The sequence below is a fragment of the Marichromatium gracile genome, from assembly GCF_004343155.1.
GTDB lineage: Bacteria > Pseudomonadota > Gammaproteobacteria > Chromatiales > Chromatiaceae > Marichromatium > Marichromatium gracile.
Map to the genome: position 1 here is coordinate 643,944 of NZ_SMDC01000001.1, position 18,257 is coordinate 662,200.

At 71.8% G+C, this 18,257-nt stretch carries 18 protein-coding genes; 5 read left to right on the forward strand and 13 right to left on the reverse strand.

The window, feature by feature from the left end; translation table 11 throughout:
- Position 1: 1 nt before the first annotated feature.
- From EDC29_RS02950 to EDC29_RS02990, 9 genes are all read right to left on the reverse strand, one after another.
- Positions 2-1,321 (reverse strand): hypothetical protein, encoded by a 1,320-nt coding sequence (locus tag EDC29_RS02950; RefSeq protein WP_132228473.1) that lies wholly within the window; start codon positions 1,319-1,321, stop codon positions 2-4.
- A complete protein-coding gene (locus EDC29_RS02955; RefSeq protein WP_132228475.1) occupies positions 1,318-1,932 on the reverse strand; it encodes an ABC-type transport auxiliary lipoprotein family protein in 615 nt (204 codons plus the stop codon). Before EDC29_RS02955 ends, EDC29_RS02950 begins: the two co-directional genes overlap by 4 nt.
- Positions 1,920-2,990 (reverse strand): MlaD family protein, encoded by a 1,071-nt coding sequence (locus EDC29_RS02960; protein WP_132228477.1) that lies wholly within the window; start codon positions 2,988-2,990, stop codon positions 1,920-1,922. Before EDC29_RS02960 ends, EDC29_RS02955 begins: the two co-directional genes overlap by 13 nt.
- On the reverse strand, positions 2,987-3,751 hold the full coding sequence (locus tag EDC29_RS02965) for a cell division ATP-binding protein FtsE (protein ID WP_123141318.1): 765 nt from the start codon (positions 3,749-3,751) through the stop codon (positions 2,987-2,989). Before EDC29_RS02965 ends, EDC29_RS02960 begins: the two co-directional genes overlap by 4 nt.
- A 7-nt stretch (positions 3,752-3,758) precedes the next feature.
- Positions 3,759-4,541 carry an MlaE family ABC transporter permease gene (locus EDC29_RS02970; protein WP_132228479.1) on the reverse strand — a complete coding sequence of 261 codons (783 nt, stop codon included), beginning with the start codon at positions 4,539-4,541 and terminating at the stop codon, positions 3,759-3,761.
- 7 nt (positions 4,542-4,548) lie between these two features.
- Positions 4,549-6,249: a RyR domain-containing protein gene (locus EDC29_RS02975; RefSeq protein WP_132228481.1), complete on the reverse strand. Its 1,701-nt coding sequence runs from the start codon at positions 6,247-6,249 to the stop codon at positions 4,549-4,551.
- The gene (locus EDC29_RS02980; protein WP_123141315.1) at positions 6,246-6,917 is read right to left on the reverse strand and encodes a hypothetical protein; all 672 of its coding nucleotides are present in this window, start codon (positions 6,915-6,917) and stop codon (positions 6,246-6,248) included. Before EDC29_RS02980 ends, EDC29_RS02975 begins: the two co-directional genes overlap by 4 nt.
- A 16-nt stretch (positions 6,918-6,933) precedes the next feature.
- Positions 6,934-7,395, reverse strand: a complete 462-nt coding sequence (locus tag EDC29_RS02985; protein WP_123141314.1) for an OsmC family protein — start codon at positions 7,393-7,395, stop codon at positions 6,934-6,936.
- A 147-nt stretch (positions 7,396-7,542) separates the two neighbouring features.
- On the reverse strand, positions 7,543-8,130 hold the full coding sequence (locus EDC29_RS02990; protein WP_123141313.1) for a DJ-1/PfpI family protein: 588 nt from the start codon (positions 8,128-8,130) through the stop codon (positions 7,543-7,545).
- A gap of 136 nt (positions 8,131-8,266) precedes the next feature.
- Between EDC29_RS02990 and EDC29_RS02995 the strand changes: the two genes are divergently transcribed.
- Positions 8,267-9,127: a DMT family transporter gene (locus EDC29_RS02995; RefSeq protein WP_132228483.1), complete on the forward strand. Its 861-nt coding sequence runs from the start codon at positions 8,267-8,269 to the stop codon at positions 9,125-9,127.
- A gap of 135 nt (positions 9,128-9,262) precedes the next feature.
- Positions 9,263-10,288: a quinone-dependent dihydroorotate dehydrogenase gene (locus EDC29_RS03000; protein ID WP_132228485.1), complete on the forward strand. Its 1,026-nt coding sequence runs from the start codon at positions 9,263-9,265 to the stop codon at positions 10,286-10,288.
- A 15-nt stretch (positions 10,289-10,303) separates the two neighbouring features.
- On the opposite strand, the gene EDC29_RS03005 is transcribed toward EDC29_RS03000, so the two are convergent.
- The 4 genes from EDC29_RS03005 to EDC29_RS03020 form a co-directional block, all read right to left on the reverse strand.
- Positions 10,304-13,237, reverse strand: coding sequence for a chemotaxis protein CheB (locus EDC29_RS03005; RefSeq protein WP_132228487.1), 2,934 nt, complete (start codon positions 13,235-13,237; stop codon positions 10,304-10,306).
- A gap of 535 nt (positions 13,238-13,772) precedes the next feature.
- On the reverse strand, positions 13,773-14,315 hold the full coding sequence (locus tag EDC29_RS03010) for an EF-hand domain-containing protein (protein ID WP_123141309.1): 543 nt from the start codon (positions 14,313-14,315) through the stop codon (positions 13,773-13,775).
- Between the two features lie 122 nt (positions 14,316-14,437).
- Positions 14,438-14,935 (reverse strand): hypothetical protein, encoded by a 498-nt coding sequence (locus EDC29_RS03015; protein ID WP_123141308.1) that lies wholly within the window; start codon positions 14,933-14,935, stop codon positions 14,438-14,440.
- Between the two features lie 26 nt (positions 14,936-14,961).
- Complete coding sequence (locus EDC29_RS03020) at positions 14,962-15,552, reverse strand: cytochrome b/b6 domain-containing protein (RefSeq protein ID WP_132228489.1); 591 nt, start codon at positions 15,550-15,552, stop codon at positions 14,962-14,964.
- Positions 15,553-15,703: 151 nt separating this feature from the next.
- Here EDC29_RS03020 and EDC29_RS03025 point away from each other — a divergent pair, with 151 nt between their 5' ends.
- The 3 genes from EDC29_RS03025 to EDC29_RS03035 are packed head-to-tail and all read left to right on the forward strand — an operon-like array spanning position 15,704 to position 18,073.
- A complete protein-coding gene (locus EDC29_RS03025) occupies positions 15,704-16,006 on the forward strand; it encodes a PepSY domain-containing protein (RefSeq protein WP_223806159.1) in 303 nt (100 codons plus the stop codon).
- On the forward strand, positions 16,006-16,671 hold the full coding sequence (locus tag EDC29_RS03030) for a response regulator transcription factor (RefSeq protein ID WP_123141305.1): 666 nt from the start codon (positions 16,006-16,008) through the stop codon (positions 16,669-16,671). The genes EDC29_RS03025 and EDC29_RS03030 overlap by 1 nt, the downstream gene beginning before the upstream one ends.
- A 4-nt stretch (positions 16,672-16,675) precedes the next feature.
- The gene (locus EDC29_RS03035; RefSeq protein ID WP_123141304.1) at positions 16,676-18,073 is read left to right on the forward strand and encodes a sensor histidine kinase; all 1,398 of its coding nucleotides are present in this window, start codon (positions 16,676-16,678) and stop codon (positions 18,071-18,073) included.
- The last annotated feature ends 184 nt before the right edge of the window (positions 18,074-18,257 follow it).

Sequence of the window (18,257 nt, forward strand, 5' to 3'; positions counted from 1 at the left end):
TTCAGCGCCAGCCGGTGGCCGCCCCGTGGAAGCGGGCGAGGGTCTGCGGTGCGACCGCGAGCTGGTCGCGATTGGCGCGCGCGAAGTCCTGCTGGAAGGCGAGACGCTGGCGCCACTGCGCCGGGCTCAGGGTGCCGACGCCGCGGACGATGCGCACGCAGGGCAGGGCGTCGATGCCGAGCAGTCCGGCCCCGCCGATACCGCAGAAGAGCTTGGGCTGGATGCCCAGCTCGATCTCGCGCGCGGCGAGCGGCGGCGTGGCGGTGCGGGTGCGTGCCGGTGCGCGCAGGGTGAGCGCGTAGCTCGGCTGGTCGAGGGTCATCAGCTGCTGGCGCCGCGCCGGGGTGGCGTGCGCCAGCCGCGCGGCGGTCGCCGGGGCGAGGTCGCGCAGCCGCTCGGCCAGCGCCGCCAGCTCGGCGCGGCTCGCCGCCGAGCAGTCGAGCGTCTCGAGCGCCGCGCGCCGCGCCGCCACCGGGCGCAGCCGGTGGCGCCGCCAGGGCGAGGGCGGGGTGCGCTGGCCGGTGAGGGCGTCGAGCAGCTCGCCGGCGAGCCCGTCGAGACACCGGTGGAGGCGTGCGATCAGGGCTCCGAAGGCGGGGCTCGCCAGGGTCTCCCAGCCGGGCAGGCGCAGGGTGCAGCCGAGCGGGTCGAGCCCGGCGAGCTGGCGCGCCGGGTCGACCGGCACGACCCGCGCGCCGGGGATGCCGAGCGGCAGTGCGGCGAGCCGCTCGGCGATCAGCCGGGCGCCGGGCAGGGTCGCGGGGTCGAGCGCCTGGCGGCGCTCGTGCGGCGCGAGGGTGGCGAGCGTGGGCTGGGGCGCGGCGAGCGGCGCCAGCTCGCTCGCGTCCCAGTGGATCAGGTGCAGGTGGAGTTGCTTGGACGCCTGCACGCTCTCGCGGTCGCGGGTGTGGGGGTCGCAGTTGAGGGCGAGATGGAGCTGGCCGCCGTCGAGCCCGAAGCGCTCGATCACCGCGGGGTCGGAGACGAAGCGCACGAAGTTCAGCGCGCAGCCCCAGAAGCGTGCGGCGCTCGCCGGGTCGAGCGCGTCCGGGGTGGCGCCGGCCCTGGGGGCGACCAGCATCAGATCGTGACGGGCATGGGGCGCGGTCTTGTCGATCAGCAGCAGTTCGCTGGTGTCGGCGTCGCCGATCCGCGCGATGGTGCGACGGGCGAAGCGCACCCCGGGGTCGGGATCGGTGAGCTCGCGCGTGCTCGGCGCATAGTCCGGTGGCAGCGCCGAGATGCGTACCGCCCCCCAGGCCACCGGCATGGTCGCGGCGGCGGCCGGCAGCAGTACGGCGAAGGGGTCGGGCGCGCTCATCGCCCCCCCGGGCGTTGCGCCGCGAGCGCCGTCACCGCCTGCTCGACCAGATGCGCGGTGAGTCGCTCGAAGGCCGCGGCCATTGCCGCCGGGGTGGATTCGGTGAGCGGTTCGTCGAGCGTCAGGCGGGTGCGCCACAGCGGCGTCCTCGCGCGTGCCCGCTGCAGGGTCAGGCCGAGGGTGGCGGCGACCCGGGGCGGCTCGGCCTCGGGCAGGTGCTCGAAGCGGATCAGCTCGCCGCTGAGGACGTAGTCGGCCTCGACCCGCTCGGCCGGGGCGTGTACCCGGGCGAAGGGACCGGCCGCGCGCAAGCCCTCGGCGAGAGCGTCGGCGAGCGCTCCGGGCAGCGGCTCCTCCCACAGCAGGCTGTCGTAGCGTCCGACCTCGCGCGGCTCGGCGCGGGTGCGATAGAGGATCTGGCGACCGCCGAGGAAGCCGCGCGCGGCCAGGTCGCGCACCTGCACGCTGGCGTCGAGCCGGGCGGTGGTGGTCGAGGGCGGTGGCGGTGGCGCGAGACGGTAGAAGCGGTCGCGCTCGATCGGCTCGCCGCCGGCGCAGGCGCCGAGCAGCAGGGGCGCGAGCAGCAGCAGTGTGCGGGTCAGCGGAACCATGGGGTGCGTTCCTCGGTGGGATGGCCCTGGAGCAGGCTGGCGGGGTTCTCGCGCAGCGCACGCGAGAGCGCCGAGAGGTTGCGGCTGGCATCCTCGATGTTGGTGAGGATCGGCAGCAGCGCGTTGTTCATGGTCTGCAGCAGCGCCTGGGTATCATCGAGGCTGTGGCGCAGCGCCGGGCGATTGTCGGCGACCAGGGCGCGGACCTCGTTGGCGAGTGCGCCGTAGTCGGCCACCGCGCGTTCGAGCGCGTCGCGCTGCGCGGCTACCGCGCCGCTGACCTCGGCGAGGTTGGTGGTGAGCGCCTCGACCGCCTCCAGGGTGGCGGCGATCGACTCGCCGTCGACCGCGGCGTCGAGCTTGGCGGTGAGCGCGCGCAGATGATCGAGCGCGCCGGCGAGCCGCGCCTGGTTGCCGGTGGCCGCCTCGCCGGTGCCGAGCAGCGCCTCGATGGTGGCGATCTGGCGGGCGATGCTCTGCAGCGCCGGGGTGATGGTCTCGGCGACCAGGGTGTCGAGGCTGGCGGTGAGCGCGCCGAGCTGGCCCATCAGGTCCGGCTCGGGGGCGAGCGTGGGGAGTTGCGCCCCGGCCGTGAGCCGGCTGGCCGAGGTGCCGGGGGCGATCTTGATCGCGCTGCCCTCGAGCAGCCCGGCCGAGCCGATCCGCGCCCGGCTGTCGGCGGCCAGCGGCCAGTCGTCGGCGATCCGCAGCAGCGCGCGGAAGCAGGGGCGCAGCGGCGCGCGCTCGCCGCAGGGGGCGGGCTCGGCGGCGCTGGCGAACACCGGCTCGACGCGCTCGACCCGGCCGATACGGTAGCCGTCCTGGATCACCGGGATGCCGGGGGCGAGCCCGGTGGCGTCGGGAAAGATCGCGACCAGACGGTAGCCCTCGCCGAGCCGCCCCGGCCACAGCACCACCAGCAGGGCGACGAAGGCCGCTGCCATCAGCACCACGAACAGCCCGGCGGCGCGCAGGTCGCGACGCATCGCCCGTCCCTGGCGCTTGCCCGGGGCGTCGATCTCGGGCGGCGAGTAGAGCCGTTCGAGCCGCTCGCTCATCGCCACCCCCGCAGCGCCGCGCGCAGCTCGATCCGCGCGGCGGCGGTCTCGCGCAGCGCGGCGCTCGGTCCGGCATAGACGGCCCGACCGTGGTCGAGCACCAGCGCGTGCTCGCAGTGGGTGATGAGCGCGGCCGGGGAGTTGTCGGTGGCGATCAGTGTCAGTGCACGGTTGCGTCGCACGGTGTCGAGCATCTCCAGGATTTCGCCGAGTGCGCTGGGGTCGAGGCCGTCGGCGACCCCGTCCCAGACCAGCAGGTCGGGTTGGTGGATGAGCGCGCGGGCGAGCTCGACGCGCCGCCGCTGGCCCAGCGAGAGCGCGCGCGGCAGGTGGTGTTCGAGCCCGTCGAGCTGCAGCAGGGTGACCACCAGTCGCGCCGCGCGCGCCAGCTCGGCGCGGCGCAGCGGCGTCTCGCGCAGCGGCAGCAGCAGGTTCTCGAGCACGCTGCGATCGGCCAGCAGCGAGCCGCCCTGGAGCACCGCACCGAGGCGCCGGCGCAGCCGCCGCATCGCGCCGCCGTCGAGCCGCGCGAGGTCCTGCCCGAACAGGGCGATTGTACCCGCCGAGGGGTGGTCGAGTCCCAGCACCAGCCGACTGAGCAGGCTCTTGCCGGCGCCGTTGGGGCCGCAGATCAGCAGCCACTCGCCGGCGGGCAGGGTGAGGTCGAGGTCGGAGAGCGCGCAGCGCCCGGCGACGTGCTGGTAGAGCCCGGCGATGGCGAGCGCCGGTGGTGGGGTGGGGGCCGGTGAGGGGGTGGACATGACGCGCTCAGCCGATCAGCAGCAGATAGAGCAGGTCCGCGACCAGGATCAGCCCGATCGCGCCGAGCATGGTGGCGGTGGCGGCGCGGGCGATGCCGCGCGGGTCGCGCCCGGCGGCGATGCCGTTGACGCAGGCCAGCGGCGCGACCAGCAGGGCAAACAGCGGTGGCTTGACCAGGGCGCCGACGAGGTCGGCCGGGCCGATGGCGTGGGCCAGGGTCTCGACCAGTCGCGCCGGGCCGAGCGCCACGCTCGCCCACAGCCAGGCCCAGGTGGTCAGTCCGGTGACCAGCAGGCTCCACACCGCGAAGGCCGCGCTCATCAGCAGCATCGCCAGCAGCGTCGGGGCGAGGGTGTAGCGGATCGGATCGATGCCGTTGACCAGCAGTCCGTCGAGCTCACCGCTCACCGCCAGCCCGGCCTGACGCACCGCCAGCGCCACCCCGGCACGCCCGGCGACGAGGATGCCGATCAGCACCGGGAGCAGCTCCAGGGCGATGGCATAGGTCAGCGAGATCAGCAGCGCGTCGGGCAGGGCGAAGCCGGCGAGCAGCTGCTCGCCCTGACGCCCGAGGATCAGCCCGAGGACGACGCTCACCAGGGTCAGCGCCGGCAGGACCGAGAGTCCGGACTGACGCAGCGCGGCGGCGAAGGCCGGCAGGTCGAGCCGGGCGCGACCGCCGAGGATGCGCAGATAGAGCCACAGACAGTCGGCCAGGGCGATGGCGCCGAGGCCGAGTCGTTCGAGCACGCCGGCGGGGCCGGTGAGTGGGCGGTCGGGGTGGTGCATGGCGGGCTCAGTACTCGAAGTCCCAGACGAGCCGCCGGCCCTCGGGGGCGAGCCACAGTCGCTTGACCGGGCGCGCGGCCGTCTCCGGCGGCGCCGGGTGCCAGGCGATCTCGGCGCGCTTGGCGATCCACCCGGCCAGCCCCCCGGGGCCGAGCGGCAGGCGCCGCTCGGCCCGGGCGACCAGATCGAGCAGGGTCGTCCGCGTCGTCGGGTCGGGGCAGGCGTCGAGCTGTGCCGACAGCGGGCGCTGGTGCAGCAGCCACAGCCCGGTGGCGGGGTGCTCGATCGCCTGGGCGGTGAGTGCGCGGGTGAGCGTCGAGCCGAGGCTGGTGGCGAGCACCAGGGCGCGGTCGGGGTAGCGTGCGTGCAACCGCCCGAGTGCATCGTTGACGAGTCGGCGCGGTGGCGGGGGCGTCTCGCTGGAGGCGGGCTCGATCAGGGCGACGATCAACAGGCGCTGGATGCCGAGTCCGGCGCGCGCGAGCAGGGTCGGTACGCCGCGCACCGCGAAGCGGTCGAGATCCTTCATCGGTTCGCTGAGGGCGTCGTAGTCGACCAGTTGCGGGTGGTGCTTGCGTGCGTTGTCGCGCACCGGGGCGTGGGTCCAGCCGTCGAGGCGACGATCGGCGGCCCAGCGCCGGTGCTCGATGCGCGCGAGACGCTCGATCTCGGGTGCGGTGAAGGCGAAGCCGGCGACCCGCTCCTCGGGGACCGCGCGACAGTCGACCACGGCGAGCTTGGCGAGCATGTGGTCGGCCTGGTGGCGGTTGGCGCCGCGGAAGGACTCGGCCAGCCGCGCCCAGGGTTGGCCGCCGGGCTCGCCATCGGGGTCGCGACCCTGGGCGGCGACGCTGTCGCGATAGTGCTCGTGGATGGTGCGTGCGAGCTGGTCGGCGCGCCCGGCAAACAGGGTCGCGGGGGTGCAGGCGTCGGCGATCAGCGAGAAGGGCTGGGTCTGGCCGTCCCAGTCGGCGCGTGCGCCGGCTGGCCAGGGCGCGGTGGCCACGGCGATCAGCGCTGGCGAGGCGCCGCTCGCGGCGGCGAGTCGTTGGCGCAGCCGGGCGGCGTGCGCGGCGGCCCGTGACGGGTCGCAGATCAGCGCCAGGCTCACCGGCGTGTCGGCATCGAGTGCCGGTGCCTCCGGGGTGGCGCAGCGCAACTCGGCGATCGTCTCGCCCTGGGGCTGGGTGGCGCGGAACCAGGCGGCGGCCGCCGCCGGGTCGGGGTCGAGCAGGGTGATGCGCAGGCGCCGCTCGCCATAGTGGGCGCCGAGCAGCGCCTGGCGCAGGAGCGCGGTGGCGGGCGTCGCGCGACCGACGAGCAGCAGGTGGGGGCGTTGTCCGGCGGCGACGTCGCAGCCGAGGTGCAGCGGCCAGCGCGCGAACAGGGCGCGCGCGCCGGTGGTGGCGAGGTCGAGGGTCTCGACCCGCAGCGGGCCATCGGCGGCGAGCGCCGGCAGTGTCGGCGCTCGTGGGTCGCGATGGATCAGGATCAGCCGGCGCGGTCGGCGCGCGCCGGCGAGCCGGTCGGCGAGCGCCGCGACCAGGGCGCCGGGGTCGGGCGGGTCGAGCAGGACCACCGGCTGGCTTGCCCGGGGCCGCAGTCGTGCCAGTTGCTCGGGGCTGACCAGCCGGGCGTTGAGCCGGTCAGCGAGCGTTGCGGCCAGCGGTGGGGCGCCGCAGACCAGGGGGCGGGGGCGCCAGATCATGCCGCCAGCCGTGCCGCGATCCGCGCGGCGAGGGTCGCTGTGGGTGCGGCGAGGTCGAGCGCCTCGATCGCGGCGCGGTGTTCGAGCCCGCCCCGGTGCCAGCGTGCGAGCAGCGCCGCGGTGCTGCCGCCGCTACCGGCGAGCAGCAGCAGCGGGGCGGGTTCGGCGAGGGCGAGTTCGAGGTCGAGCCGGGTGATCTCGCCGCCGCCGACGGCGAGGGTGAGCCGCGGTCGGGGCCCGGCGAGCAGCGCCGAGATCCGGCGGATCCACGGCGACTCGTCGCCCCAGCGTGCCCCCGGGATGAGGACCAGATGACTGTGGTTGGGTTCGGCGCGGGTGGTGCCGTGCGGCGCGACGGTGGCGCGCGGCGCCACCCCGAGCAGCGGGAAGCGGGCGTGGCAGACGGCCCGGGCCCGGCCCATCTGCGCCATCACCCCGCAGTCGGTGCCGCCGTCGACCACCGTGGCGTCGAGTGTCTCGAGCCGGGGCGCGAGCGCGCGCAGCAGCGCGCCGAGCGGCTCGGCGAGCGCGGGGTCGAGCCGCGCCGCGCCGCCGATCAGGGTGAGCACCGGGCGCGGTCGATCGAACCCCAGCGCCGCGAGCATCGCGTCGAGGTCCTCGGGGCCTGTGGGTTCGAGCCGCAGCGGGCCGGGGGCGGCGCGGGTCATCGCGGTCGGGGCCTGCTCACTCGGAGCGGTAGTAGACCTCGCCGGCCTCGTCCTCGACGGTGACCACCAGCGGAATGCCCTGGCGGATACTCGCCGAGACCACGCAGAACTCCTCGAACAGGTCCTTGCAGCGACCGAAACGCGGCGATTGGGTGACCGCTTCGGTGACGATCAGGCGCACCTCGAGCTGGCCGATGCGCAGGCGCTTCTGCGCGTTGCGGGTCATCACGCAGCTGGCCTCGGCGCGCAGACAGCCGGCGGGCGGGTCGTCCTTGAACAGACAGAACAGCAGGCTGGCGCCGAGGCAGTCGGCGGTGGCGGCGGTGAGCAGGCGCGAGGCGTTGGGCCCGCGGCACTCGCCCAGCGGCGGCTCGCCGTCGAGCAGCAGGTCGGGGGTCTGCGGCCAGTCGAAGGCGACCTTGACCTGATATCCCTCGCGCTGCTCGAGCGCGATGCTGAAACGGCCTTCCTCGGACATGGTGGCTCCTGTGATTCTGTTCGTGACGCCGCTCGGGCGACGCGGTCTGGTTGCAATCCGTGGGCCCGCCGTCCGGGCGTATGGCTGGCCCGAGCCGTGATCCGGGCCGCGCCGCGTGGCGGTGTGTCGTCGGGGCCGAGGGCCCGCTCAGGTCTCGATCCGGGTACCGAGCAGCTCGGCGAAGCGCCGTATCCACTCGGGGTGCGCGGGCCAGGCCGGGGCGGTGACCAGCTGACCGTCGACATAGGCGTTGGTGAGGGTGTCGTTGACCTCGCACCAGCTGCCCCCGGCGCGTTCGAGTTCGGGGCGCACGGCAGGGTAGGCGGTGCACTGCTTGCCCTCGAGGACCCCGGCGGCGGCGAGGATCTGCTGGCCGTGACAGATCGCGGCGATCGGCTTGTCGCCGGCGGCGAAGTGACGCACCAGCTCGATGACGCGCAGGTCGAGGCGCAGGTATTCGGGGGCGCGCCCGCCGGGGATGATCAGGGCGTCGTAGCGGCTGGGGTCGATCTTGTCGAAGTCGGCGGTGATGGCGAAGTTGTGGCCGGGCTTCTCGCTGTAGGTCTGGTCGCCCTCGAAGTCGTGGATCGCGGTGCGGACCTTGTCGCCGGCGGCCTTGTCCGGGCAGACGGCGTGGACGCTGTGCCCGAGCAGCTGCAGCATCTGGAAGGGGACCATCGCCTCGTAGTCTTCGACATAGTCTCCGACCAACATCAGGATCTTCTTCTCGGCCATGTGTTTCGTCCTCCTGAAACGGCGTCGCGTGGGGGTGGGCAGACTATAACACCGGGATCGCGCGGGGCGTGTGCGGCTGACCAACGATCCACGCCAATCGGGTATGATCGAACGTTTTGCGGGAGGATCCCGGTCCGTGGCAAGCGGTAACGACGGGCTGGCGCGCGCCGCCGGCTGGATGGGGTTGGCGCTCTTGTCCTTCGCCGCGCTCGCGGTCTCGGCGCGCGAGTCGCTCGCGGCGATGTCCCCGGCGCAATTCCTGTTCCTGCGCACCCTGCTCGGGCTGCCGCTGTTGGTCGGTCTGGGGGTGCTGCTCGCGCCCGGGTTCATGCGTACCCGGCGCTGGCGATTGCACCTGTTGCGCAACCTGTTCCACTATGGCGGCCAGCTCTGCTGGATCGGCGCGATCGGGCTGTTGCCGCTGGCGCTGGTGTTCGCGCTCGAGTTCACCACCCCGGTGTGGGCCGCGCTGCTGGCACTGGTCTTCCTCGGTGAGCGGCTCGGGCGTGGCCGCCTGGTGGCGCTGGTCGCCGGCTTGATCGGTGTGCTGCTGATCACCCGACCGGGGTTGCAGCCGTTCGACGCGGGGATGGCACTGGGATTGCTGGCCGCGCTCGGTTTCGCCGTCACCATGGTCGCCACCAAGGGGCTGACCCGACACGACTCGGTCTTCACCATCCTGTTCTGGATGCTGACGATCCAGCTGCTCCTCGGCCTGCCCGTGGCGCTCTGGGTCTGGCAACCGATCGGTTGGAGCGAGCTGCCCTGGCTGCTGGTGGCGGCGGTGACCGGCATCAGCGCCCATCTCGGCGTGGCCAATGCCTTCCGTCACGCCGACGCCACCCTGGTGCTGCCGATGGACTTCCTGCGCCTGCCGCTGATCGCCCTGGTCGGCGCGCTGTGCTATGGCGAGGGGCTCGACCCCTGGGTGCTGGGCGGCGGTGTGCTGATCCTCGCCGGCAATCTGTACAGTCTGCGTCGCGAGCGGCGCGGCTGATGCGTGCGTCACCCGGAGGTGGCGCGCCCCTTCGCGTCCCGGGCGTCCGGTCGGAGTGGACCGGTCGTCCCCAGACCCCCTGAATTGACGAGGTGAATCGATGACGATGAGCGCCAATCCGCGCCGGGTGGCGGCATGGATCTGAATCTGTTGTGGCACTCACTGCGCCCGCTGGTGTTCCGCTTCGACCCGGAGCGCGCACACCGCATGACCCTGGCGGCGCTGGCGCGCTGGTCGGAGCGTTTCGATGGTCGGCTGGTCGCCGGCGATCCGGCCCATGCCCATCCGCGCGAGGTGATGGGGCTGCGTTTCCCCAACCCCTTCGGTCTGGCCGCCGGGCTGGACAAGGACGCCGAGGCGATCCCCGCCTGGCAGGCGCTCGGTTTCGGTTTCATCGAGGTCGGTACGGTGACCGCGCAGGCCCAGCCCGGCAACCCGCGTCCGCGGCTGTTCCGCCTGCCCGAGGACGAGGCGATCATCAACCGCATGGGCTTCAACAACGCCGGTGCCGACCGGGTGGCGCGGCGGCTGCGGCTGCTGCGTGAGCGCGACCTGCTGCAGGTGCCGCTCGGGGTCAATATCGGCAAGTCCAAGGTGACCCCGGCCGAGCGTGCCGCCGAGGACTATCGCTACAGCTTCGAGCGCCTCGGCGAGCTGGCCGACTATGTGGTGGTCAACATCTCCAGCCCGAACACCCCGGGGCTGCGCGATCTGCAGCGTGTCGACGAGGTCAAGCGCATCGTCGAGACCATCCAGGAGCCCAACCAGCGTCTCGCGCGGCCCCGACCGCTGCTGGTCAAGCTCGCGCCCGATCTCGCCGACGGCGATGCCATCGACTGCGCGCGCGCCGCGCTCGAGGCCGGTTGTGCCGGGCTGATCCTGACCAACACCACCATCGCCCGCGAGGGGTTGCGCAGCCGCACCGAGGGCATGGCCGGCGGGCTCTCGGGGCGCCCGCTGCAGGCGCGCAGCACCGCGCTGCTGGCGACGGTGCGCGAGGCGCTGGGGCCGGCGCCGACGCTGATCGGGGTCGGCGGGGTGCGTGATGTGCCCAGCGCGCGCGCCAAGTTCGCCGCCGGCGCGGATCTGGCGCAGGTCTACACCGGGCTGATCTATCGCGGCCCGGGCCTGGTGCGCGAACTGCTCGAGGCGCTCGACTGAGCCACGCTCGTCGGGTCAGTCGTCATCCTCGCCCTGGCGCCATTCACTGGCGTCGAGTCGGGCGAGGACGGCGCCGCCGTGATGGTGCTGGATCGGCGAGACATGGATGGCGAGCAGGCGTGCCCCCTCGTCCGTTGAGGTGAAGTCGACCACGACCCCGGCGGAGTCACCCTCGAGTACCGCGCGGATCCCCGCACGCAGGTCACGCCCGCGCGGGTGTTCGTCGTCCGGCCCGAGCAGTCGCAACGCGCGCTCGTAACCGGCGCCGGGACCGGTATCGCTGAGCGACGGATCACCCGCGCCTCGCGCCGCCTCGCGCCAGCTGTGGTTGATCTGGGTGATGATGCCCTGGGGGTCGAGGACCGCGATCTGCTCGGGGAGTGAGTCGAGCACCGCCTGCAATCGCTCGATGTCGTGCAGGCTGGTGATGTCGACAAAGGTCGAGACCGCCCCGCGCGCCTCGCCTGCGCGCACCGCGTAGGGCAGCACCCGGGCCAGATAGATGCGGCCGTTGGCCGCGGCGATCTCGCGCTGCAGCATCTCGCCGCTGGCGATGGTGCGGCGCAGCTCATCGATGAAGTCCGGATACTGCAACAGGTTGGTGAAGTCGTCGATCGGGCGGCCGAGGTCGCCGTTGCGGATCTTGAACAGGGTGGTCGCCTCGGGGGTGAAGCGGGTCAGGCGCAGCTCGGCGTCGACGAACACCGTGGCGATGGCCGCGGCCTTGGCCATGCCGTCGAGATCGGCGTTGAGCCGGTTGAGGATCTCGATCTTCTCCTGGTTCTCGGCATTGACCGTGTAGAGTTCCTCGTTGACCGACTGCAGCTCCTCGTTGGAGCTCTGCAGCTCCTCGTTGGAGGCCATCAGCTCCTCGTTGGTCGCCTGTAACTCCTCGTTGGCCGTCTCCAGCTCCTCGATGGTCGCCTGCAGGCTCTCGCGGGTGGCCGCCAGCTCGCGCTCCAGGTTCTCGACCCGCTGTGCGGTCTCGTCGTCGAGATCGAGCGTCTCCATCCCCGGGCGCGACACGATCTCCTGCGGCTCGGACTCGAACGAGAGCAGCAGATGACGCTCGGACTGGGGCGCGTCATAGGGTCTGACCACCATGCGCAACCGCTCGCGCTCGCCCGAGGGCAGCTCGATGCCGAGCTGGTCCGAACGCATCGCCGTGCCGCTGCGCGCGCACTTGTAGAGTAGCGCCTGGGCCACCGAGACCAGCGGCCGGGGCAGCAGCTTGGCGATGTCGAGCGTGGCGCTGCCCTCGCCGATGCGCAGATAGCGCGCCGCCTCGCCGAAGACGTGCAGCAGCTCGCCGTGGGCGTTGAGCAGCAGGGTGGTGGGGGCGTAGTCGCGCAGCAGGATCGACTGACCGGCGTCGATGGCTGCGGCGTCGGTCGATTGATAGCGGCTGCGCGGGCTGTACTGGCGTGGTCCGGCGGCGCTGGTCGGCGGGGCCGAGGGGGTGGCGGTGTCGAGCGGCAGCGAGACGTGGCGCAGCACACGATAGATCTTGTGGCGCGAGTTGACCGCGGTGAAGTCGGTGTGCAGATCGGCCAGGGTCTCGCTCGGTCCGAGCAGCAGATAGCCGCCGGGGGAGAGGGCGTACTGGATGCGCCGCAGCGCCCGCTCCTGGGCCTGGGTGCGGAAGTAGATCAGCAGGTTGCGACAGGAGACCAGGTCCATGCGGGTGAAGGGCGGGTCCTCGAGCAGGTTGTGACGCGCGAAGACGATGTTCTGGCGGATCTCGTTCTTGACCACGAAGTGGTTGCCGCGCTTGTAGAAGAAGCGCTCGAGTCGTTCGGGCGAGATCTCGGCGGCGATCGCCTCGGAGAACACCCCGGCGCCGCCGACCTCGACGTTCTGTTGCTCGACGTCGGTGGCGAAGAGCTTGAAGCTCGGCCAGCGGCGCTCGCGATCGAAGGCCTCGGCGAACAGGATCGCCAGGGTATAGGCCTCCTCGCCGGTGGAGACGCCGGGCACCCAGACCCGGATCGGCTGGTTCTCGCCGCGTTCGCTGACGATCGAGCGGATCACCGTCTGGTCGAGGATCTCGAAGGTGTCGGGGTCGCGGAAGAAACTGGTCACCGGGATCAGCAGCTCGCGGCGCAGTACCGCCAGCTCGCCGCGATCGCTGTCGAGCAGGCGCACATAGTTGTGCAGGTCGGGGGTGTGACGCACCTGCATGCGCCGCTCGATGCGGCGCATCACCGTGGCCGGCTTGTAGTCGCGGAAGTTGATCCCGCCCTGGTGCTTGAGGAGATGCATCGCCTCGTCGAGGGCGTCGTCCTTGTCGAAGGTCGGGCCCTGGGGCGAGGTCTCGGTCTTGATCTGCGGGGCCTGGTTGATGAACTCGATCAGCCTGGGGCCGAGGTCGTCCGGCGACAGCGTGGCATCGACCAGACCGGTGGCGATGACGCTGCGCGGCATGCCGTCGAACTTGGCCGACTCCGGATCCTGGGCGAGCAGCAGGCCGCCGGCGTCGTTGATCGCCACCGCGCCACGGGTGCCGTCGGATCCGGTGCCCGAGAGCACCACGCCGATGGCGTGTTTGCCGAACTCCTTGGCCAGCGAGGTGAAGAAGAGGTCGATCGGCAGCGCCAGGCCACGCGGATTCTTGGGGCTGAGGCGCAGCGCATCGCCGAGCACCGTCATCATGTTCGCCGGCGGGATCAGGTGGACGCGATTGGGCTCGAGCCGCATGCCGTCGGTGACGGTCACCACCGGCATCTCGGTATGACGGGCGAGCAGGTTGCCCATCATGCTCTTGTGGTCGGGCGAGAGATGCTGGATCACCACATAGGCCGCGCCCGAGTCCGAGGGCAGGCATTGGAAGAAGCGCTCCAGCGCGTCGAGTCCGCCGGCCGAGGCGCCGATGGCCACCACGTAGCCGTCGTGCCTGTCATTGCCTCGTGGACCGGGGGTGTCTTGGGTCGTCTCTGACACGCTGGACATCGTCAGCTCTCTCCTCGAGTTTGGGTGCGTCCGGCTGCGGTGGCGGCGATCGCTCAGCGCTGCTCCGGGGCTGGGGCACGGCTCCATCTCGCTCGCCCCATCGGCAAGCATGCATCAGCCGCTGGGACGACGCCAGGGAGTTGAGGGGCGCCGCCGGGAGGCCGGCGGTCGGGACCAGCCGACCGCGACCGGGTGTGACCGTCCACCGGTCGGTCTCTCGTCCCTGACGATGCCCGGCATCGATATGGCGCTCGCTCAGCCAGGAGAACGCGAACAGCGGCACGGCGGTGATGAGCAGCGCGCAGCCAAATAGGTCAGGGTGACGCTGGTGATCGACCGGGGGCCGGATCAGTGCGTCGCGGAGCGTGGCGACCGGGCCAAGTGCGCCGAACATCACCAGGTTGCATTCGTGGTGGAACGGCAGCAAACGGCAGGACGATGGCGCGCGCCCGCCGAGGCGGGCGAACGTGGGCACGGGGCGCCGCCCATGGCGTAGTCGGCCAGTGCTCGGCGATGCCCGGAGGGGGAATGGGACTCAGTCGGGTGACGGGCCCCAGTTCTGGCGCTGGTGCTGCGCCTGCGCGGCAGCGAACTCGTCGGCGTCGACGCGACCATCGCCGTTGCTGTCGACCTCCTCGAAGCTCGGTGCCGAGGCGAGGTTGCGCATCATGTAGCCCTGCTGCGAGCGCTCGGCGATACGCTGGCCGCGGCCCTCGTAGAACTCCTGCTCGTCGAGCCAACCGTTGCCGTCGCGGTCGAAGTCGGCCAGGTCCGGCATGTCGCGACCCATGCCGCCGCGCTGCCGCATCCGTGCCTGCTGACCGGCGGTGAGTTCGGCGGGGGTGAGCTGGCCGTCGCCGTCCTGGTCGAAGTCGGCGAACGCCGGCATGCCTGGGCCTCCACCGGGGCGACGCGTCTGGTGGAAGGCGTCGAACTCCTGTTGGCTGATCAGGCCGTTGCCGTCGCCATCGAGTGCGGCGAACGGCATGGGGCCGCCCATCGGTTGGGCGAGCGCCGCAAGGCTGACCCCGGCGCCGAGGCCGAGGGCAAGGGTGAACATCCGGATCTGTGATGGCATCTCTGGGGTCTCCGGTGAGTGTGCTGGCGTCGTTCCGGTACATGGCGCGTGGCCAGCGATTCCGCGCCCGGTCTCGCACCGTCCTGTGCGGTGCGTGTCATCGCCCAGGTCCCGACCGGCGATCAGTCCCGCCAGTGGCCGAGCCCGGGGATGCGGACCTCGTCGTCCTCATAGATACCCGATTCGGCGCGTGGATGACAGCCTAGACAGTCACCGAGCGCGGGGATCGCCTGGCCGGCGCTGTCCTGCAACCGTGCGAGTTCGGCGTGCTCGTGGCGGAACGCCGTGGTCTCGGTGATGCGAGGCAGCCCGTTCGTCGGTGGCGGGTCGAGCCGCGCGGAGACGGTCGCATTGGCCTGCAGATAGTCGCTGATGGCGAGGCGCCGCGTCTCGTCGAGTTCGAGGGTCTCGCCATAGTGCGCAGCCAGTGACTGCGGGATCATGATCTGGCGCCAGTCGCGCGCGCTCAGCAGTGCCGGCTGATAGACCAGGTGGCAGTCGCCGCAGACGGCGCGGGTCGTCGGGTCGGTGACCGCGCCGAGACGGTCGTCATCGGCCGGTGCGGCACTGGTGAGTGTCAGCGCGAGCAGGGCGAACAGTGGGGTGATGCGCTGGGGCATTGGTATGGCTCCTTGGGTCCGGTTCGTTACTCGCGCTCGATGCGCTTGCGGCCGCTGATCATCGAGCCGATCAGGTTCTCCTGGTGGGCGAAGCTCGAGAACAGCACCCCGGCGACGTGGAGCAGGACCAGCAGCAGGGTGAGGTTGGCGAAGAACTCGTGCGCCCCCTCGATCAGCTCGGCGGTGTCGTGCGAGAGCCCGGCGGTGAGCCCGGCCAGGGGACCGGCGAACTCCTCGGCGCCGTAGAGCGCGAGTCCACTGAGTCCGGTGGCGCTCACCGTCAGCAGCAGTGCGACGACCATGGCGCCGCCGGCCGGGTTGTGGCCGAGATGGCGTGGTGCGCGCAGCCGGGCGGCGTCGCGCAGATAGTCGAGGGTGGCGCGGGGGCCGCGCACGAAGTCGCCGAAGCGGGCGTGCGTCGAGCCGACGAAGCCCCAGGTCACGCGGATCGCGATCAGCGCCAGGATCAGATAGCCGATCCACACATGGAGCGCGAGCGGATGGTCCTCGATGATGTAGGCGGCGGCGAAGCCCGCGGCCAGCGACCAGTGGAAGAGACGGACCAGCGGGTCCCAGACCCGGGTCTCGCTCGCGGTTTCGGGTGTCGGTGTCGTCATCGGTGTGCTCCGGTTCGGGTGAGTGGGCCTCGGCCCTGGTGATGTTGGCGACCAGCCTATCCACCCGCTGCTGAACCCCGGCTGTCGAGGGTTGTCAGCAAACCGTCAGCCGGGTTCGTGGCATCATGCCTCCATGGCCAAAGTCCCTCACATGCGCCCGATCGTCCTGCTGCTGCTCGTCAGCGTCTCGGCCGTCGCCCCGGCCGACGGACTCGACGATGTCGCCGATCACGATCGTGCCCGGCGCGCGCTCGAGCGCGGCGAGGTGCGCCCGATCGGCGAGATCCTGCGTGCGGTCTCGGCGCGGGTGCCGGGCGAGGTGGTGGGGGTGGAGTTCGAGCGTGAGCACGGCGGTTGGCGCTATGAGCTCAAGCTCATCGCCCCCGATGGCCGGCGGCTCGAGGTCGAGGTCGACGCCGCCACCGCCCGCATTCTCGAGGTAGAGGAGGACTGATGCGCATCCTGCTGGTGGAGGACGACGCCCGGCTCGCCGCCTCGGTGGGTCAGGCACTGGAGGCCGCCGGCTTCGTCCACGACTGGGTGGAGGACGGCGAGCGCGCCTGGTTCCTGGGCGATACCGAGCACTATGCCGCGGTCATCCTCGACCTCGGTCTGCCGCGGCTCGACGGCCTCTCGGTGTTGCGACGCTGGCGTGGTGCCGGACAGCGCTTCCCGGTGCTGATCCTGACCGCGCGGGGTGAGTGGAGCGAACGTGTCGAGGGGATCGACGCCGGTGCCGACGACTATCTGCCCAAGCCCTTCCGCATGGAGGAGCTGTTGGCCCGGGTGCGCGCGCTGGTGCGACGCGCCGCCGGTCAGCCCTCGCCGGTGATCGAGTGTGGCGGGGTCAGGCTCGACACCTGCCGGATGACGGTGACCCGCGACGGGGTGCCGGTGCACCTCTCGCCCCAGGAGTACCGGCTGGCCTGCTATCTGATGCAGCATGCCGGGCGGGTGGTCTCCCAGGGCGAGTTGACCGAGCAGCTCTATGCCCAGGACTTCGAGCGCGACTCGAACGCGATCGAGGTGCTGGTCGGACGGGTCCGACGCAAACTCGGCAGCGAGTGGATCCAGACCAGGCGCGGTTTCGGCTATCTGGTCGAGCCCGACGCGGACTGACTCGGTGATCGGGCGGCGGTCGCTGCGGGCGCGGCTCTGGCTCGGTGCCGCGATCTCGATCGCCATCGCCCTGGTGGTGGCCGCCGCCGGGCTGTCACGACTCTTCGAGGCCCATGTCGAGCGTCGGCTCGATGCCGAGCTGGACGTTCAGCTCGATCAGCTGGTGGCGACCCTCGCCCTCGGTGTCGATGGGCAGCCGTTGCTGACGCCACCGCCCACCGATCCCCGTTTCGATGTCCCGCTGAGCGGTCGCTACTGGCAGATCGATGGCATCTCCTCCCCCGGCATGCTGCGTTCGCGCTCGTTGTGGGACGGCGTGATTGCGCTCCCGCCCGATCCGCTGCGCCCGGGGCAGGTCCATGCCCATCGTCTGCCCGGACCCGATGGTCAACGGCTGCTGGTGCGTGAGCGCCTGGTCTTGCTGCGTGCCGGCGACGGGACGCAACAGCGGGTCCGGGTCGCGGTGGCGATGGCGCGTGCCGAGCTGGTCGCTGCACGCAACGCCTTCGCCGCCGACATGTTGCCCTATCTGCTGCTGATGGCGGTGGTGTTGGCGGTGGCCACCCTGGTGCAGGTCCATACCGGTCTCGCCCCGCTCGAGCGCGTCCGGCTCGGTGTCGAGGCGATCCGCTCGGGTCACGCCCGGCGCCTCGCCGAGCACCACCCCGAGGAACTCCGGCCGCTGATCGACGAGCTCAACGCGCTGCTCGACGCCCGCGCCCAGGCGCTCGAACGTGCGCGGGCCTGGACCGCCGACCTCGCCCACGGTCTCAAGACCCCGCTGAGCGCCCTCGCCGGAGACGCCGAGCGGCTGCGTGCGCGTGGCGAACCGGCGTTGGCCGCCGACCTCGAACAACTCGCCGAGACGATGCGACGCCGTGTCGATCGTGAGCTGATCCGTGCGCGGGTGCGATCCGGGGCGCGCCCGGCACCGGCCAGGGCCGAGGTGGGGGCCGCGGTCGATGCGTTGCTGCGCACCCTGGAACGCACCCCGGCAGGGCGGGGTATCGACTGGCAGGTCTGGATCCCCCCTGAGGTCGAGGTCGCGCTGACGCCGGACGATCTGCTCGAGCTGCTCGGCAACCTGCTCGAGAATGCGGCCAAGTGGGCGCGCTCCTCGGTGCGGATCGAGGTCGAGGCTGGCGAGCGGGTGTCGATCCTGATCATCGACGATGGCCCGGGGGTCGCCGCCGACCAGTGCTCGCGACTCGGCGAGCGTGGTCTGCGCCTCGACGAACGCAAGGAGGGGACTGGCCTGGGGCTCGCGATCGTACGCGATATCGTCGATGCCTATGGTGGTGGGATCGGGTTTGAGCCCGCCGAGCGCAGCGGGCTGATGGTGCGCCTGTCATTGCCGCAGCCGCCATCCTTAACTGAACGCCTGAGCGCGAATGACGCCTGACTCATCCTCGCGCATATAAATGAACGCGCGCGCGAGAGGAGGTCGAAGTGACGAGAGGATGAAAAAAGTGTTGACGTTTTTCGAGAAGAGTCTAAAATGCGCAGCTCGCTCAGGGCAGAGCGGCCCGGATCACCAACCGATTCGGGGTTGACCGGAAAAAAGACGGTTGACACGGAATACGGAA

Bases quoted from the DNA above. Each gene is read 5' to 3' on its own strand.
- EDC29_RS03025 (WP_223806159.1), top strand. From the start codon at position 15,704: ATGCGCCCGATCGTCCTGCTGCTGCTCGTCAGCGTCTCGGCCGTCGCC.
- EDC29_RS02990 (WP_123141313.1), bottom strand. From the start codon at position 8,130: ATGGCCGAGAAGAAGATCCTGATGTTGGTCGGAGACTATGTCGAAGAC.
- EDC29_RS02950 (WP_132228473.1), bottom strand. From the start codon at position 1,321: ATGAGCGCGCCCGACCCCTTCGCCGTACTGCTGCCGGCCGCCGCCGCG.
- EDC29_RS03030 (WP_123141305.1), top strand. From the start codon at position 16,006: ATGCGCATCCTGCTGGTGGAGGACGACGCCCGGCTCGCCGCCTCGGTG.
- EDC29_RS03010 (WP_123141309.1), bottom strand. From the start codon at position 14,315: ATGCCATCACAGATCCGGATGTTCACCCTTGCCCTCGGCCTCGGCGCC.
- EDC29_RS02985 (WP_123141314.1), bottom strand. From the start codon at position 7,395: ATGTCCGAGGAAGGCCGTTTCAGCATCGCGCTCGAGCAGCGCGAGGGA.
- EDC29_RS03005 (WP_132228487.1), bottom strand. From the start codon at position 13,237: ATGTCCAGCGTGTCAGAGACGACCCAAGACACCCCCGGTCCACGAGGC.
- EDC29_RS02960 (WP_132228477.1), bottom strand. From the start codon at position 2,990: ATGAGCGAGCGGCTCGAACGGCTCTACTCGCCGCCCGAGATCGACGCC.
- EDC29_RS03020 (WP_132228489.1), bottom strand. From the start codon at position 15,552: ATGACGACACCGACACCCGAAACCGCGAGCGAGACCCGGGTCTGGGAC.
- EDC29_RS02975 (WP_132228481.1), bottom strand. From the start codon at position 6,249: ATGATCTGGCGCCCCCGCCCCCTGGTCTGCGGCGCCCCACCGCTGGCC.
- EDC29_RS02980 (WP_123141315.1), bottom strand. From the start codon at position 6,917: ATGACCCGCGCCGCCCCCGGCCCGCTGCGGCTCGAACCCACAGGCCCC.
- EDC29_RS02955 (WP_132228475.1), bottom strand. From the start codon at position 1,932: ATGGTTCCGCTGACCCGCACACTGCTGCTGCTCGCGCCCCTGCTGCTC.
- EDC29_RS02970 (WP_132228479.1), bottom strand. From the start codon at position 4,541: ATGCACCACCCCGACCGCCCACTCACCGGCCCCGCCGGCGTGCTCGAA.
- EDC29_RS03000 (WP_132228485.1), top strand. From the start codon at position 9,263: ATGGATCTGAATCTGTTGTGGCACTCACTGCGCCCGCTGGTGTTCCGC.
- EDC29_RS03015 (WP_123141308.1), bottom strand. From the start codon at position 14,935: ATGCCCCAGCGCATCACCCCACTGTTCGCCCTGCTCGCGCTGACACTC.
- EDC29_RS02965 (WP_123141318.1), bottom strand. From the start codon at position 3,751: ATGTCCACCCCCTCACCGGCCCCCACCCCACCACCGGCGCTCGCCATC.